Annotated in this window: 14 protein-coding genes; 7 read left to right on the top strand and 7 right to left on the bottom strand. The window is 41.0% G+C overall.

Features of this window, described 5'->3' with window-relative positions; all coding sequences use genetic code 11:
- Together H5202_RS10165 and H5202_RS10170 are read right to left on the bottom strand one after the other, a co-directional pair.
- On the bottom strand, window positions 1-779 hold a 779-nt coding region (locus tag H5202_RS10165; protein ID WP_182771977.1), incomplete at its 3' end, for a Hachiman antiphage defense system protein HamA.
- A gap of 387 nt (window positions 780-1,166) precedes the next feature.
- The gene (locus tag H5202_RS10170) at window positions 1,167-2,747 is read right to left on the bottom strand and encodes an isocitrate lyase (RefSeq protein ID WP_182771978.1); all 1,581 of its coding nucleotides are present in this window, start codon (window positions 2,745-2,747) and stop codon (window positions 1,167-1,169) included.
- 110 nt (window positions 2,748-2,857) lie between these two features.
- Here H5202_RS10170 and H5202_RS10175 point away from each other — a divergent pair, with 110 nt between their 5' ends.
- From H5202_RS10175 to H5202_RS10195, 5 genes are all read left to right on the top strand, one after another.
- Window positions 2,858-3,808, top strand: a complete 951-nt coding sequence (locus H5202_RS10175; RefSeq protein WP_182771979.1) for a LysR family transcriptional regulator — start codon at window positions 2,858-2,860, stop codon at window positions 3,806-3,808.
- A 271-nt stretch (window positions 3,809-4,079) separates the two neighbouring features.
- On the top strand, window positions 4,080-6,293 hold the full coding sequence (locus tag H5202_RS10180) for a malate synthase G (protein WP_182771980.1): 2,214 nt from the start codon (window positions 4,080-4,082) through the stop codon (window positions 6,291-6,293).
- Window positions 6,294-6,567: 274 nt separating this feature from the next.
- Complete coding sequence (locus H5202_RS10185; RefSeq protein ID WP_182771981.1) at window positions 6,568-7,293, top strand: CBM9 family sugar-binding protein; 726 nt, start codon at window positions 6,568-6,570, stop codon at window positions 7,291-7,293.
- Window positions 7,294-7,359: 66 nt separating this feature from the next.
- Window positions 7,360-7,824, top strand: coding sequence for an acyl-CoA thioesterase (locus H5202_RS10190; RefSeq protein ID WP_182771982.1), 465 nt, complete (start codon window positions 7,360-7,362; stop codon window positions 7,822-7,824).
- An 89-nt stretch (window positions 7,825-7,913) separates the two neighbouring features.
- Window positions 7,914-8,339, top strand: coding sequence for a CBS domain-containing protein (locus H5202_RS10195; RefSeq protein WP_182771983.1), 426 nt, complete (start codon window positions 7,914-7,916; stop codon window positions 8,337-8,339).
- A 199-nt stretch (window positions 8,340-8,538) separates the two neighbouring features.
- Here the strand turns inward: H5202_RS10195 and H5202_RS10200 are convergent, their stop codons facing one another.
- The gene (locus H5202_RS10200) at window positions 8,539-9,732 is read right to left on the bottom strand and encodes a serine hydrolase domain-containing protein (protein WP_259397267.1); all 1,194 of its coding nucleotides are present in this window, start codon (window positions 9,730-9,732) and stop codon (window positions 8,539-8,541) included.
- Window positions 9,733-10,130: 398 nt separating this feature from the next.
- On the opposite strand from H5202_RS10200, the gene H5202_RS10205 reads away from it, so the two are divergent.
- Window positions 10,131-10,880: a putative porin gene (locus tag H5202_RS10205; protein ID WP_182771984.1), complete on the top strand. Its 750-nt coding sequence runs from the start codon at window positions 10,131-10,133 to the stop codon at window positions 10,878-10,880.
- A 156-nt stretch (window positions 10,881-11,036) separates the two neighbouring features.
- Here the strand turns inward: H5202_RS10205 and H5202_RS10210 are convergent, their stop codons facing one another.
- The 4 genes from H5202_RS10210 to H5202_RS10225 all read right to left on the bottom strand — a co-directional run bounded on the left by H5202_RS10210 (window position 11,037) and on the right by H5202_RS10225 (window position 13,862).
- On the bottom strand, window positions 11,037-11,426 hold the full coding sequence (locus tag H5202_RS10210) for a nuclear transport factor 2 family protein (RefSeq protein WP_182771985.1): 390 nt from the start codon (window positions 11,424-11,426) through the stop codon (window positions 11,037-11,039).
- A 108-nt stretch (window positions 11,427-11,534) separates the two neighbouring features.
- Window positions 11,535-12,416 (bottom strand): MBL fold metallo-hydrolase, encoded by an 882-nt coding sequence (locus H5202_RS10215; protein ID WP_182771986.1) that lies wholly within the window; start codon window positions 12,414-12,416, stop codon window positions 11,535-11,537.
- Between the two features lie 125 nt (window positions 12,417-12,541).
- Entirely contained in the window at window positions 12,542-13,165 is a 624-nt protein-coding gene (locus tag H5202_RS10220) for a malonic semialdehyde reductase (protein WP_182771987.1), read from the bottom strand.
- A 49-nt stretch (window positions 13,166-13,214) separates the two neighbouring features.
- Entirely contained in the window at window positions 13,215-13,862 is a 648-nt protein-coding gene (locus H5202_RS10225; RefSeq protein ID WP_182771988.1) for a DsbA family protein, read from the bottom strand.
- 118 nt (window positions 13,863-13,980) lie between these two features.
- Here H5202_RS10225 and H5202_RS10230 point away from each other — a divergent pair, with 118 nt between their 5' ends.
- Entirely contained in the window at window positions 13,981-14,874 is an 894-nt protein-coding gene (locus H5202_RS10230; protein WP_182771989.1) for a LysR family transcriptional regulator, read from the top strand.
- Window positions 14,875-15,318: the final 444 nt, after the last annotated feature.

The raw sequence follows: 15,318 nt of genomic DNA on the forward strand, positions 1-15,318 counted from the left end.
TTTTTAGAATATTTAGAATTAATATGATCAATAGTTTTTTTAATTTTAGATTTAAAATCTTTAGAGTTGTCTGGGTATATCAAAAGAATGGGATAGACCAACTTCATTTTATGTTTTTTTACTTCATCAATAATATTAATAGATGAGTTATCAAGCCATAATTCAACGATTTCTTCTATTTTACTTCCAGTCATAGCAAAGTTATTTGTATGGTTAACCATAGCTAAAACATTTTCCTCTAGATAAGCATCGGTAAATGCTTTATCGAGGCCTTCTATAGCTGATTTAGCACCACTACCTAAAGTATCTCTGAACTTAACTTCTCCAAACCATAGTTCCACGTTGCCATTTTCCTCAACTAAATGATATGAGTCATATCCTTTAGTTTCTGAATTTTCAAGAGGGTTATAAAAATACCCTCTTGAAATTAATGGCTTAGATTTATAAAAATGATAAATCATCAAATAAAGTAGAACTTCTCCAAAAAAACCATATTTTATCTTGGTTTCATTAGTCTGATGTTCTTTGTATTTAATTTTTGTGCGAAGTGCTGCACCTAATAAACTCTCTAGGTCTTTTCCTGTTATATCAAATTCATTAAATGAAGATTCAATTATAGAATTATAAATAATTTCAGATAATGATGAATCACTTACACACTCAAAAGCATCATCTTCTAGCGTACTAATATCAACCCTATCTAACCCTAATTGTTTATTAGGAAGTGAATACCGAAATAACAATGTTTTATCGAGTAATTTAATAAGTGAAGGTCTCACTGATATCTCCAGGAATACAAGAATAAGTGGGTCAGAGTTAACTTTTCACTTGGTGCCTGTATGGTTCAAATGAACTGGCTTTTACAAGCGAATGATTGGCTTCTTCTTCCCTGAAAGGCGTTCTCTTATTGGATTAAGAGCTTGGCCTGCGTTTGTTTTTTATTGGTTATACATTACGCTATTGGGTCTGTTTATTGCAATGGTTTAGCGCACTGTTTTGGACGAAAAGTTGATATAAAATCATTAAAAAGTAGTGTGTTGTAATTTGTGCTCCCACTTCTTTTTGTTCAGGAGAGTTAAATACAAAAAAGCCTGAAGGTTTGCTTCAGGCTTTTTGGTGTCAGTTATCGCGAGTTTAACAGCTCGCTATAGTCTATAAAAGCGGTCTTAAAACTGGTTCATTGTGTTGTCTTTACCAGACGCTTTAAGCGCTTGGTCACCAGAGAAGTACTCTTTATGTGCATCACCGATATCTGAACCAGCCATGTTTTGATGTTTAACACAGGCGATACCTTGACGGATTTCCTTACGTTGAACATTGGCAACATAACCCAACATGCCTTGGTCACCGAAATATTCTTTAGCCAAATTGTCGGTAGACAGTGCTGCTGTATGGTAAGTCGGTAGTGTAATAAGGTGATGGAAAATACCTGCTTCACGGGCCGAGTCAGATTGGAAAGTACGAATTTTTTCATCAGCTTGGATAGCAAGCTCAGTGCCATCGTAATCAACACTCATTAATTGAGGGCGATCGTAAGCTGAAACGTCTTGTCCTGCTTTTTGCATCGCATCAAATACTTGCTGACGGAAGTTAAGCGTCCAGTTAAACGATGGCGAGTTGTTATACACAAGCTTGGCATTAGGAACAACTTTACGGATTTCGTTAACCATGGCACCGATTTGAGATACATGAGGCTTTTCAGTTTCAATCCACAATAAATCAGCGCCATTTTGCAATGAAGTAATACAATCAAGTACACAACGTTCTTCACCCGTACCAGCACGGAACTTAAATAAGCCATTTGGTAGGCGAGCCGGTTTCACCAGTTTGCCACCTTGCTTGAATACCACATCACCATTTTCAAGTTTTGCTGCATCAACGGCTTCAACTTCAAGGAAGCTATTGTATAAATCGCCTAGATCGCCAGCTTCTTTAGTGACAGCAATTTTTTGAGTTAAACCTGCACCTAATGAATCGGTACGCGCAACAATGACGCCGTCATCGATACCGAGTTCTAAAAATGCATAACGAACCGCATTAATTTTTGCTAAAAATTCAACATGTGGCACGGTGACTTTACCGTCTTGGTGGCCACACTGTTTTACGTCTGACACTTGGTTTTCTAATTGAATACAACAAGCACCGGCTTCAATCATTTGTTTTGCCATCAAGTAAGTGGCTTCTTCGTTACCAAAACCGGCATCAATGTCGGCAATAATAGGTACAACGTGGGTTTCGAAGTTTTCAATTTTGTGTTGAATCGCTGCTTTATCCGACTCTTTGGCACTATCTAATTCGCGGAAAAGACCACCTAGTTCACGAGCATCAGCTTGACGTAGGAAGGTGTATAGCTCTTTAATCAACGCAGCAACAGAGGTTTTTTCATGCATAGATTGGTCAGGTAATGGACCAAATTCACTACGCAGTGCAGCTACCATCCAACCTGAAAGATATAAGTAACGACGCTTGGTGGTTAAAAGGTGCTTTTTAATCGAGATGATTTTCTGTTGGGCGATAAAACCATGCCAGCAACCTAAAGACTGGGTGTACTGCGATGAGTCCTTGTCGTAGTTATCCATGTCTTCACGCATGATCTTAGCAGTGTACTTTGCGATGTCTAACCCAGTCTTAAAACGATTTTGTAGACGCATGCGAGCGACTGACTCTGGGTTGATGGCATTCCATGCACTACCTTCTGAATTAATCAAGGTAGCAGCTTCATCGATATTACTGTTGTAGTGAGTCATGTGTATATTCCTTTAACAAATAGATTAGCGGCAATTGATTACGTTGATAATAATAGTTAGATTTGGTTAAATAAGCCTAATTTATACTTACTATTTTCGGTATTCACCATATGAATGTATCTCGTATCGACTTGAACCTCCTTGTTTATTTAGATGTTTTACTGCGTGAAAGAAACGTAACTAAAGCAGCTGACCAACTTGGGATCAGCCAACCTGCAATGAGTAACGGCCTAAAGCGCTTACGAAACTTGTTTGATGACCCGTTACTTATTCGCACCAGTCAGGGCATGACGCCGACCGAACGTGCAAATGAATTACAACCCATTATCAGTGAGCTGATTATTGGGCTGGAAAAAGCCGTACAACCGCGTGCCAATTTTGATCCACTGGAAAGTGATAAAGTCTTCCGTGTTATGGCAAGTGATTATGCTGAAGCGACGTTAATTCCACCGCTCATTGCCAAGCTTCGTACTCAAGCACCCAACATTATTTTAGATATAATGACCCCAAGTGATGTCAGTTTCCCTGATGTAGAACAAGGAAGAGTCGATATGGTGATAAACCGTTTTGACAGTATTCCGCAATCATTCCATCAAAAAATATTGTGGAGTGATGATTTTAGCTGCTTGATTAGTAAGGGTAATTCTGTGTTAAAGAAGTTTTCTTTAGACAGTTATTTAAAAGCTAAGCATGTGTGGGTGAGTAAAACAGGGATGGGCGTTGGGGTAGGGATGAACCCAGATGATGTTCAGCGTTTAGGCTGGGTAGATGAAGCATTAACTCGAATTGGGGTGAAACGCCAGATCACCGTTTTTACACGCCATTATCAAGCCGCCTGTTTGTTGGCTGAGCAACAAGATTTGATCGCAACCATACCAAGTAAGATGGCACGTCATCACATCAATAATGAACGGGTGAGTATTGTTCCGCCGCCTTTTATTATTCAACCCATCGCCTTAACTATGGCCTGGAGCCCTTTGCTTCAGCATAATCCCGCGCATCAATGGATGCGACAACTGATCACTAAAACCGCAGAAGAGATAAATAGAGGGGATGTTTAACCTTATTGTTATTGTGATTTTTAGTTACGTATATGTTGCAAATTAACCAGAAAACACCATTTTGCCATATCTTTGGTGAATAGTGGTGATAATGAGCATAAATTGGATAAATAAGATAACTTTGATATAGAGTAAAGTATTACTGCGTATGAACAGTAAGCTGTTAACAGTGGAATGAGTTTGCGCGAGTTATTTATGGCTAATGATTTAGAGCCAATGATTTAAGGCTAAGTTTACGGTCAACGCACAGAAATTAAGGTAGGGATATAAAATGACAGCACGTATTCAAGTAGGTGGATTACACATAGCGCAAGCATTGTGGCAATTGGTCGACAGTGACATTTGCCCAGGTACTGGCATTGATTCAGCAACCTTTTGGGCAAAATTTGAGGACATTATTAGCGAATTTTCTCCGGTTAATGTGAAGCTGTTAGAAAAAAGACAACAACTACAACAGCAAATTGATCAATGGCATATTGACCATCCCACCAAAGATTTTGACCCTGCAAAATATAAAGCTTTTCTATATGAAATAGGTTACCTGGTGCCTGAGGGTGAAGCTTTTCAAATTAGCACTGAAAATGTCGACCATGAAATTGCTGCGCAAGCTGGACCACAACTTGTAGTGCCGGTTAAAAATGCTCGCTTTGCGCTTAACGCTGCCAATGCTCGTTGGGGCAGCCTGTATGATGCGCTATATGGTACTGATGCTATATCTGAAGAGGGTGGCGCGGAGCTCACCAAACAATACAATCCGGTACGCGGCAACAAAGTTATCGCTTTTGCCAAACAGCACTTAGATACAGCTTCGCCTTTAGCGCAAGGCAGCCATGCCGATGTGACCCGTTATTATCTCGACGCGGGTGTGTTACGGGTGCAATTAACTGACGGCTCCACCACAACCTTGGCCCAAACCGATAAATGTGTGGGTTACCAAGGTAGTGCTGATGCACCAAGTGCTATTTTGTTAGTTAACAATGGTCTGCATATCGAAATTCAAATAGATCCAAGCAGTGTTATTGGTGGCAGCGATCGCGCTGGCGTTAAAGACTTACTGGTTGAAGCCGCTGTTACCACCATTATGGACTGTGAGGACTCTGTCGCCGCAGTTGATGCTGAAGACAAGGTTGAAGTTTATCGCAATTGGTTAGGTTTGATGCAAGGTAACTTAGTTGCCTCGTTGACTAAAAATGGTAAAGAGATTGTAAGAGAGCTCAATGACGATCGCGTCTATACCGCTGCTAATGCCAACCAGAGTGCCAACCAGAATGCAGAGGTAAAAACAGTCACTTTACCCGGTAGAAGTTTGCTATTTGTGCGTAATGTGGGTCACTTGATGACCATTGATGCTGTGCTGGATAAAAATGGCAACGAAGTACCTGAAGGGATACTTGATGGCATGATAACTGTGCTTGCTGCGATGCACGACCTTAAAGGTAACAATAATGGTCGTAGTAATAGCCGCAAAGGTTCGGTGAATATTGTAAAACCTAAAATGCATGGCCCTGAAGAAGTGCAATTTACCTGTGACCTGTTTACTAAGATAGAAGATGCGCTCAAGCTTCCGCGTAATACTATTAAGGTAGGCATTATGGATGAAGAGCGCAGAACGACACTGAATTTAAAAGAGTGCATTAGGGCTGCGCAAGATCGCGTCGTGTTTATTAATACTGGCTTTCTTGACCGTACGGGTGATGAGTTGCATACCTCAATGCTAGCGGGCGCGTTTGTGCCTAAATCGGTGATGAAGCAGCAAAAGTGGATTAGTGCTTACGAAGATTGGAATGTCGATATTGGGCTTGAATGTGGCTTACAAGGTCGCGCTCAAATCGGTAAAGGCATGTGGCCAATGCCAGATGAAATGGCAGCGATGCTTGAGCAAAAAGCGGCTCATCCTAAAGCGGGCGCAAATACAGCGTGGGTGCCGTCGCCAAATGGTGCCGTGCTGCATTCTACTCATTATCATCAAATTAATGTGGCAGATGTTCAGCAAAAAATTAAACAACGCCCACGTGCTAGCATTGACAGTTTGTTGACCATTCCTTTACTTGCTGAAGGGGTAACACTCACCAATGAGCAAATTGCTTTTGAACTAGAAAATAATGCCCAGGGTATTTTGGGGTATGTTGTGCGCTGGATTGATCAAGGTGTGGGTTGTTCAAAAGTGCCTGATATTAATAATGTCGGCTTGATGGAAGACAGAGCAACCTTGCGAATTTCATCGCAATATTTAGCTAATTGGCTTGAACATGACCTATGCAGTGAAGCGCAATTGATGGCGGCGTTGAAAAAAATGGCCGCTGTGGTCGATACTCAAAATGCCGGTGATCCGCTGTACACTAATATGGCGCCTAACTTTGACGGCATCGCCTTTAAAGCAGCATGCGATCTGATTTTTAAAGGCAAATCTCAGCCTTCTGGTTACACAGAGCCTTTGCTACATGCTTATCGAATTCAAGTTAAAGCTAAAGCTAAAGCAGGTTAATCTTTACCGTTAATACTGGCTCTGAGTGTATGTAGTCACTCAATACATAAGCCCTGATCTTGCAAAGATTAGGGCTTTTTTGTGGTCACTTTATAAGTGGTGTAAGAGTGGTGTCAGAGTAAACGTTTAACGTACCCGCTAGCCTGCGGTGTTTTGAGCAGATTGTTGGGCCGATTTATTTCAGACGCAGAGCTTTTAAGCGTGGGTCACATTCATGATTGTTTTCGCTGTCAGATTAAGCGAGTCTATGTAAAACCGACTAGAAATTAGCTTTATGAAATATTCGTTATTCTCTTTGGGATTACTGTTTAGTAGCCCGACACTGTTTGCTATGGATGTTGACTATACCGCAACGCCTATCAAGATTGATGGGGTTGCCGACGTAGCATGGCAGCAGGCTAAATGGCAGGCTATGCCGTATTTAATGGATGGGGTGTTGCCAGATTCTGCGAGTGATTTTAGCGGTAAATATAAGCTGCTGTGGGATGAGCACTATTTGTATCTGCAAGCTGAAATTACCGACGATGTGTTGCTTGATACCCATGCCGACCCAGCGGTGAATTATTGGGATGATGACACGTTAGAGATTTTTATTGATAGCGATGCCTCAGGCGGCGATCATCAGTTTAACCACAGTGCATTTGCGTACCATATTGGCCTAGACAATCAAGCCGCCGATTATGGCCCAGATAAACAAGCTCACCTGTATACGTCGCATTTAAAAAGTCGTTGGCAGCGCAGTAGCGAGGCGCCTTACAACATGATTTGGGAGGTGGCGATTAAGCTGTATCCTAATGATTTTAAAGAAGACCAGCAAGATAAGCCTTTATTATTAACACCGAATAAAGTGATCGGTTTTATGCTCGCCTATTGCGATAATGATGGCAGCCCAGTAAGAGAGCATTTTATGGGTTCTCATGAGATTACCCCGGTTAATGGTGACAAAAACAGAGGCTTTATTGATGCCAGTGTGTTTGGCAAAATAACCCTGAAACGTTAGTGTCTCCCCCTCTTCAAAAAAATTAGTTTTACAATCAATCGATTTTAATCACAACAGGCGAAACGGATGCCCGATTCAAACAACACTATTGCAGCTCAACAATGGCGACATGCCGATCCTTTTATTATTAGTTGGACTGTCAGCCCGGAACAAATTGATCATTATCAACATGCTAATAATGTCGCTTATGTTAGCCAATTAGAGCAAACCTCTTGGGCACACTCTAATGCGCTTGGGTTAACGATTGAGCAATATAAAACGATAGATAGAGGCATGGCGATTAGCCGCCATGAGATTAATTATTTGGCTGCGGCTTATCTTAATGATGTTATCGATTGTGCTACCTGGATTGTTGAGTGCGATGGCAGGCTAAAGCTGGCGCGCCATTTTGAGTTTATTCGCCGCAGTGACGGTGTGTCTTTACTCACGGCTCGCACCGAGTTTGTGTGTATTGCTTTGTCTAGCGGCCGGCCAAAACGCATGCCCGAAATATTTGCCGATATTTATGGCCGAGCTAGCATCACAGTGTAGCGCTATGCTTATGAGCGTTGGCTGAGATTGTTAGCGTAACATTTTACTTTTGACTATTATTTAACCTGTGCCAGTTAAGGAGATAGACCATGAATGTGCGCGATATTATGACCCCTAATCCAGTGTGTATTAGCCATGAGGCTAGCCTTAAAGATGCGCATCAATTAATGCAAACTCGCAATGTGCGCCATCTGCCGGTGATTTCGGAAACGACAGGGCAATTCATTGGGATGCTAACCCATAAAAAGATGATTGCCATAGTGTTAACCATGCTCAACAAATATGGCCAAGGGGCGCTTGATAGAAAAGAGCGTTACACGCCAATTGCTGAGGTGATGGATACTCAAGTGCAAAAGTTAGGGTTGGATGAGCCGTTAACCATTGTGGTGCAATATTTTATCGACAATAAATTAGGCTGTTTGCCGGTGGTCGATGAGCAAAACCAGGTATTAGGGATTGTCACCTCATCTGATTTTGTCAAACTTTGCCAGCGCCTACTGCTAACGCAAAAGTAACCATTATGCTTAGTCTTTATGGTATTCAGATGAAGTGGGGCATTAATAACTCCAGCCAGAATATTTTCCCTCTGACGGCCTGGCAAATATAAATCAATGTAAAACAAAAAAGCGACCTTCAAGTCGCTTTTTTTTTGGTTGAAAATGCAGACTTAGCCTTAATCACTTAAATGAACAGAGGGTAAGTCAATAACCATATTTATCTTAATGACGCCACAATCTCACGGAAAAATTCGATGGTTTCTTGTTTTGAATTCAATTCATCAAGAAAGCCTAAATCGGCACTGTTTTTAACGATCACCACATTGTGTTTTTGGTTTACATAAATATATTGTCCGTAAACGCCGACACAGAAAAACTCGCCTTGCTCAGCTTCTGGCGGTAACCAAATTTGATAACCGTAGCCTAACTTGCCCACTTGCGGTTGTAGGTAATCCGCTTGTGGGGTGGTTGCGGCTTTTATCCAAGCAGCTGACACGATTTGCTTGCCATTAAATGCGCCATTATTGAGTAATAAGCGGCCAAAGCGGGCGTAGTCACGGGTGGTAACATTTAAGCCGCCTAACGCAAATGCGCTACCTTGAGAATCAGTCAGCCAATAGGCATCGCTTTCCATGCCGATGGTGTTCCAGATATTTTGCTGTAAAAGTTCGATTAATGATTTCCCACTAACTCGCCTGAGTATCATGCTAATCACGTGGGTGTCCATGCTGACATAATGAAATGCTTTGCCTGAGGGAGACTCATTAACCAGTTCACTGGTCATTTGATCTAACGAGCCGCCAATGGCCAGTACACGACCCATTTTGTTAATGTCAGAATAAAAATCTTGATAGTCTTCGTCCCACTTAACCCCAGATGACATTTGTAATACGTGTTTTACTTTGACCTTGCCATAACCGGAATTGGCAAGCTCTGGCAGATAAAAGTCGACTGTTTTTTCAATATCTATGTTGCCAGCATCCACCTGCATGCCGAACAATATCGACACAAATGATTTGGCCATTGACCACGAGATACGTTTGTCATCACTTTTAGTGCCTAGAAAATATTGCTCGTAGGTTATTTTGTCATTTTTAAGCACCAGTAATGCGGTTGTTGCTCTGCGAGTGAGAAACGCTTCGGTATTGGTTGAGCTGTTTCGATAGTTAAACGATTCAGGCAAAGGCGTTAAGGCGACGTCGAACACATAAGGCTCGCCTTGTTTATCGATTTTTTTGTTAAAAAAGACATCCTTCATATTGGAGAAATTATTTACCACGAGGGATTCATCAAATAAGGTGACTACGCTGTATAAGCGATTAACGCTTTGCCAATTAAACGCAACAAGGATGATAAAAATAATAAAAAGGCTTAATAAGCCACCTTTGATGAACTTAAACACAGTCGACATTGACGTTTCCAGGTAGATAAAATTGATGTACTGACAGTAACCTATCGCCATCAGCACGGTAAATCAAATACTTAACAAGCTCGTTTACTCATTACATAACCTATACGGATTAACATTTAGTCAACGTAGCGGTTACAAAGTCATCTATTACTAAAGTAGGTAGTGATAATTAAAGGGACATTACTTTTAATGTATTCTATTGAAATAAATCATTAATTTTATGTTTTGGGGTTTATTTTAAAGTGACATTACACTAGAGTATGCGCCGCTAGGGAAGCACGTAGGCCAACAGTACGGTTAGGCGACGTTTAAGGTAAAGGATGAACCCATTTGGTTAATCCACTCTATTTATCTGCTTGAATCACCTAGCGTAAAATAATCAAATAAAGGAATGATTGATGAAAAACGTTACTGCATTAGCACTAGTATTAGGTTTTGCTGCTCTACCAGCGGTCGCTGCACAAGATGCACCATTTCACCATCAAGCAGGTCTAGAATATTCTGCTAATACTGAAGAGTTTGGTGATGGTCTGTGGGATCTAAACTACCGTTTCTATGTTGATTCAGTATCACAAGAAAAAGGCCCATATGCATTAAATGGCTTTTTAGCACAATCTACCAATGTTGGCGCTAGCTATTCAATGATTGATGATGCTGACCTTGATATTTTCACCGTCGATGGCACGTATGTTTTCGATTCAAAGTGGTTTGTTGGCGCGGCAATTCAACGTTACGACGCAGGTGCTTTCGATACTGATACGTACAAACTTGATGTAGGTTACTACTTCAACGACAGCTCTAAAGTAGCTGCATTCTATGTTGATGGTAGCGATATAGATTCTATTTATGGTGTTGAAGTTCGTAGCTTTATCGATCTAAAAAGCACTACAGGTATCGACTTAGGTGCAATGTGGACTCATACCGATGCTGACGATATGTTTAACGTAAACGCTGACTGGTATGTAACCAAAGCATGGTCTGTTGGTTTAGGTTATGCAGATGACGGTTTTGACGATAACTTTACTGCAAAAACCGCTTACTGGTTACGTATGAATGACGCTTTTTCTGCTACGTTTGAACTATCAAAAGTACTTGATTCTGACGTAGACGGTTTCGGTGCTGCAATTGGTGTTGTTGGCCGTTTCTAAGCTAAAAGCTATCAAGAGTAGCTTATCTAAAGCTTATTGATATCGATCATTTACCCCCAAAAAAAGGAGCCTTAACCAGGCTCCTTTTTTATTAGCCGATAAATACTGACTTAGCCTTAGTCCTTGAATGAGCAATCGTTAAGTCAACGGCATTGTTTATACCATCGCATCACAAACAGTTTTGCTATCGACAAATTGTTCAAAACTGATGACTTTTCCATCTTTAAGTGTCCAAAGATGGGCTACTCTCGCCTTGAAATATCGGCCAGTGGCTTTATTGGTTCCGCTATATGTACCATAAGCAAAAACCTTGTTACCTGCGGCAAGATAGTCTTCCACTGCAAAATTGTAATCAATCCACTCAGTGCTTAAACGAGCAAATACATTTTGTTCAATCTCATCAAATCCTTGATACGTCCCAGCATAAGGGAAGCCGGCAGCTTCAGTCCAACGTGTCTCGTTTGAAATATAACGCTTAAGATTTTTACCGTTGTCTTCTGAGGTTTTACCTTCATAAGTACTTTTAATAATGTCTAGATTTGTCATGAATGAGGTTCCGTATTTTTAGGTATTGATTGCAGCTTAATGCAACATAAGAAGCGAGATAATAGAAAGGCTATTATCTCGAGTTGAGGTTGATTTATGCTGTGGTGCTTAGCCCCAAGGCATTTCGCCCATGATAACTTTTGCACTTAAACCCAATATGCTGTCGCCGCCAATATTTGGATAAATGTCTTTCATTTTGGCCATTAATTCCTCTGAATTGGCTGCCGATTTGGCTGCAGTTTCAAACTCTTCAATGTACTGGCGGGTGAATTTAACCGCTTGAATGGTCATCGGCTTGTCGCCCAACATATGCCCAGATATCACCGTTGTAGGGTTTAGCTTTTCAATAACATCAAGGGTTTTATACCAATTTTGGCGCGACTCTGGCGTTTTACTATCAGCTAAAAAAACGTGCATATTGTTAAAAATCACCACGCCCCCAAGGATTGTTTTACTGGAAGGGATCCAAACAAAAGTATGTTTTGGATCGTGCCCCTCAAGGCCAATAACGTTAACCTGTTCACCATCAACGGTTAAGGTGTCGCCTTGTAGTACTTCTGGCACTACCAGTGTTTGTGGTGCATTTTCTTTAAGGATAGGCCCCCAGTAGGCTTTTTTAGACGCCATTGTGGCCTTTATGTATTCTTGGGTTGTGGCAGATGACAACACCTTGGCATTGGGGTAGGCAGCGGTAATCACATCAAGTCCAAAATAATAATCTGGATCCCCATGACTAATGTAAATAGTCGTCAGTTTTTTACCTGACTGTTTTATCAGCTCAACTACAGCCTGTGCGTCATTACGCTGAAACTGAGCATCCACTAAGATGGCTTCTTTGGGCCCTGTAATTAGCACTGAGCTAACAGGGAACATGCTCTTTTCTTGTGGATTAAACACGGTCGTTGTTAATGTTGCACTGACAGCGCTGGCGGATACTGCCATCATAGTTAACATCGCGCTTGCCTGAATTAATTTTGACAAAAATTTCATAATCACCTCTAAAATGCTGCAGTTGCAGCGACTAAATATTGTATTGATAACGGTTTAAGCTAAAAGGTTTACTGGAGCCAAACACACCATTTATAACGTTGCCAATGGCGGTTTAGCGTCAGCCGCTAAAGTATTTTGACGACATCTTCGAAAGCGAGACGCGGTCCTCTAGGATAGTTTTTAGTGGCATCGCCATAACCAATATTGATGATGAAGTTAGACTTGTAACGACCCTCTGGGAAGAAGGTGTCATCGACCACCTTGTTGTCAAATCCGCTCATAGGGCCGCAATCTAAACCAAGACTACGAGCCGCCATGATGAAATACGCGCCTTGTAAACTTGAGTTTCTAAACGCAGTTGTATCTCGGAAACTTTCATTGTTTTCGAACATGTCTTTAGCCGTCGGATAAGCAGGGAATTGCTTTGGTAAGTTGTTATAAAACTGCGTGTCTGAAGCAATGATCACCGAGGCCGGTGCTGCTAGGCTTTTTTGCTGATTACCCGGAGCTAACGCTTTATTTAATTTCTCTTTTGCGTCCGCACTTTTTACCACCAAATAATAACCAGGTTGGCAGTTCATGGATGTTGGTGCCCACTTCATTAACTCATAAAGTTGTTTAATCAATTCATCTGGCACGGCTTTATCCGTAAAAGCATTAAATGTGCGAGCTTCGGTAAACAGTTGATTGAGTGCCTTTTGATCTAGTGCCTTCTGATTTAGCGCTTTAGTGTCCAATGTAGTATTCATATTGTTTTCCATATTGTATTTAAGTCATGTCTTGTTGAGTAACAGTTGTTTAATCGACGGTATCCATTGATTGTTTTACATAAGCAATCCACTGCCCTGTTTGGCCGTAATAACGGCTGTGGTCTAATTTGGTAAATGCACCATCTGAATGTTCAAACGCAAATGTAGGGAATCCACTTGAACCGACTAAATCCAACATATGTCCTGCTTGGCGAATATGCTGCTGCGTTTTCTCGCCATTAAAAGCATCAAATGCACTGATGAAACCGTTTGAACTCAAACCGAGTTCATTAGCAATACTAGTTAGATTTTTAATATTTGATTGAGAATAGCCATCGACAAATTGGGCTATTTGCATTTTGTGCAACATGGATAGCGGATTAATCCCTAAGGACTCAGCCGCTAAAAGTGCAGCAATGGGAGTGTCAGAATCGACAATGCGTTGTTTATCTTCTAATAGTATCGAGTAGTAGGTTTGACTAAATACTTGACCAGTTAATGCGGTGATCCTATTGTCCATTTCTTTTATGCGCTGATGAAAACTTACCGATAATGACCCTTTTTTTGCGCCTGAAAATAATCCACCGCCATGCATCTTAATTTCGATGTTTGTCAATTGAGTGAGCGCATCTAACAGTGGTGCAGCGGCATAGCACCAACCACATTGTGGATCCATGATGAAATGTAAGGTCTTCATTGTTGTCCTGTCAAAGCCGTAAATTGAGTTGATGACGCAAGTGTAAATTGCAAATATGTTGCAACAAACCCTATTAAGGGTAATAGTTAGTTGCACAAATCGAACATATAGGCAGAGAATGGATAGAATTACCGCAGCACAGGTCTTTGTTAGAATTGTTGAGCAAGGCAGTATGGTCGGTGCAGCTCAGTCATTGGATATGTCACGGTCTATGGTGACAAGATATTTAAGCGAAATGGAACGCTGGGCGGATGCGCAATTGCTTCATCGCTCTACTCGAAAGCTCACACTCACCGCAGCAGGTGAAAAAGCATTTGAGAATTGCCGATCTATACTCGATTTTGCTAAAGAAGTATCTGCCCCGCTTGCATCTGAGCACGCGGCGCAACCAGAAGGCACTATTCGTATTGCTTGCTCTCAATTTGTTGCAGCAGATTTATTGCCAGCCGTCATTGATGCATTTCTAGATGAATTTCCAAAAGTGCACATTGACGTGCATATCAGTAACCAAGTTACCAATCTCGTTGAAGACAGAATTGATTTGGCAATACGCATAACCAATGAATTAGATCCCAATATTATTGCGCGTCCTCTTGGGCGGTGTCGTTCAGTATTGTGTGCAACAGAAGCGTATTTAAAGCGCAATGGTTATCCTGTTTATCCTGATGACTTAGCCAAACATAACTGTCTTATTTATTCTAATTTTGGTAAAAGTTTGTGGCATTTCACTAAAAATGAGCAAGCGGTTGTGACTTCAGTATCAGGTAATTACAGTGCCAATGAATCGTTGTTATTACTACAATCAGTGCTTAAAGGGCGCGGTATTTCCTTACAACCTAAACACGCAGTACAAGCTATGATCAACGACAAGAAACTAGTTCATGTATTGCCCAATTACGAGCCTGTATCCTTGGGGGTTTATGCGATATATCGTTCTAGAAAACACCAATCCATCGCGATACGAAAACTACTAGATCGCTTGGTCGATCATTTTGAAATAACTGAGACTTAGTTGAAAATGTGGTGGGGAGTAATCTTATTTATATTGTTTAAAATGGTGTCATATTTTCTTAGGAGGCATAGTTTTTGCTGTTAGTTTTCAATTTAATCTTTAAATTTATGGTGACTAATTGCCATGGTTTTGTTGGTTGGATGCATAATATTGTCAATAAGGTTTGAATCTAATTGATACTTAAACAGCGCGCTTTAAGAAGCTTGACTGGAAAACTCGAGGGTTTCTTACTTAGCCATTAACTCGTCTTGAAAACCTAAATCAGCACTGCTTTTATTTATCATGCATTGTTTTTTGGTTTATATAAATATATTGCCTGTATACGCCTGCACAAAAGAATGCACGTTATATAGGCTTATCTGAACCGCTTAATGCGAAAGCTGTGCTTTGGGCAGACTCATGTACAAGTTTATCGATTATTTGATCTACCTCCCTCGCTTAAAT

It is taken from the genome of Shewanella sp. SG41-4 (genome assembly GCF_014164505.1).
Taxonomy (GTDB): Bacteria; Pseudomonadota; Gammaproteobacteria; order Enterobacterales; family Shewanellaceae; genus Shewanella.

What these genes read in the sequence shown, in the direction of transcription:
- H5202_RS10175 (WP_182771979.1), top strand. Translation starts at nt 2,858, where the DNA reads ATGAATGTATCTCGTATCGACTTGAACCTCCTTGTTTATTTAGATGTT.
- H5202_RS10180 (WP_182771980.1), top strand. Translation starts at nt 4,080, where the DNA reads ATGACAGCACGTATTCAAGTAGGTGGATTACACATAGCGCAAGCATTG.
- H5202_RS10225 (WP_182771988.1), bottom strand. Translation starts at nt 13,862, where the DNA reads ATGAAGACCTTACATTTCATCATGGATCCACAATGTGGTTGGTGCTAT.
- H5202_RS10205 (WP_182771984.1), top strand. Translation starts at nt 10,131, where the DNA reads ATGAAAAACGTTACTGCATTAGCACTAGTATTAGGTTTTGCTGCTCTA.
- H5202_RS10210 (WP_182771985.1), bottom strand. Translation starts at nt 11,426, where the DNA reads ATGACAAATCTAGACATTATTAAAAGTACTTATGAAGGTAAAACCTCA.
- H5202_RS10185 (WP_182771981.1), top strand. Translation starts at nt 6,568, where the DNA reads ATGAAATATTCGTTATTCTCTTTGGGATTACTGTTTAGTAGCCCGACA.
- H5202_RS10195 (WP_182771983.1), top strand. Translation starts at nt 7,914, where the DNA reads ATGAATGTGCGCGATATTATGACCCCTAATCCAGTGTGTATTAGCCAT.
- H5202_RS10230 (WP_182771989.1), top strand. Translation starts at nt 13,981, where the DNA reads ATGGATAGAATTACCGCAGCACAGGTCTTTGTTAGAATTGTTGAGCAA.
- H5202_RS10215 (WP_182771986.1), bottom strand. Translation starts at nt 12,416, where the DNA reads ATGAAATTTTTGTCAAAATTAATTCAGGCAAGCGCGATGTTAACTATG.
- H5202_RS10220 (WP_182771987.1), bottom strand. Translation starts at nt 13,165, where the DNA reads ATGAATACTACATTGGACACTAAAGCGCTAAATCAGAAGGCACTAGAT.
- H5202_RS10200 (WP_259397267.1), bottom strand. Translation starts at nt 9,732, where the DNA reads ATGTCGACTGTGTTTAAGTTCATCAAAGGTGGCTTATTAAGCCTTTTT.
- H5202_RS10170 (WP_182771978.1), bottom strand. Translation starts at nt 2,747, where the DNA reads ATGACTCACTACAACAGTAATATCGATGAAGCTGCTACCTTGATTAAT.
- H5202_RS10190 (WP_182771982.1), top strand. Translation starts at nt 7,360, where the DNA reads ATGCCCGATTCAAACAACACTATTGCAGCTCAACAATGGCGACATGCC.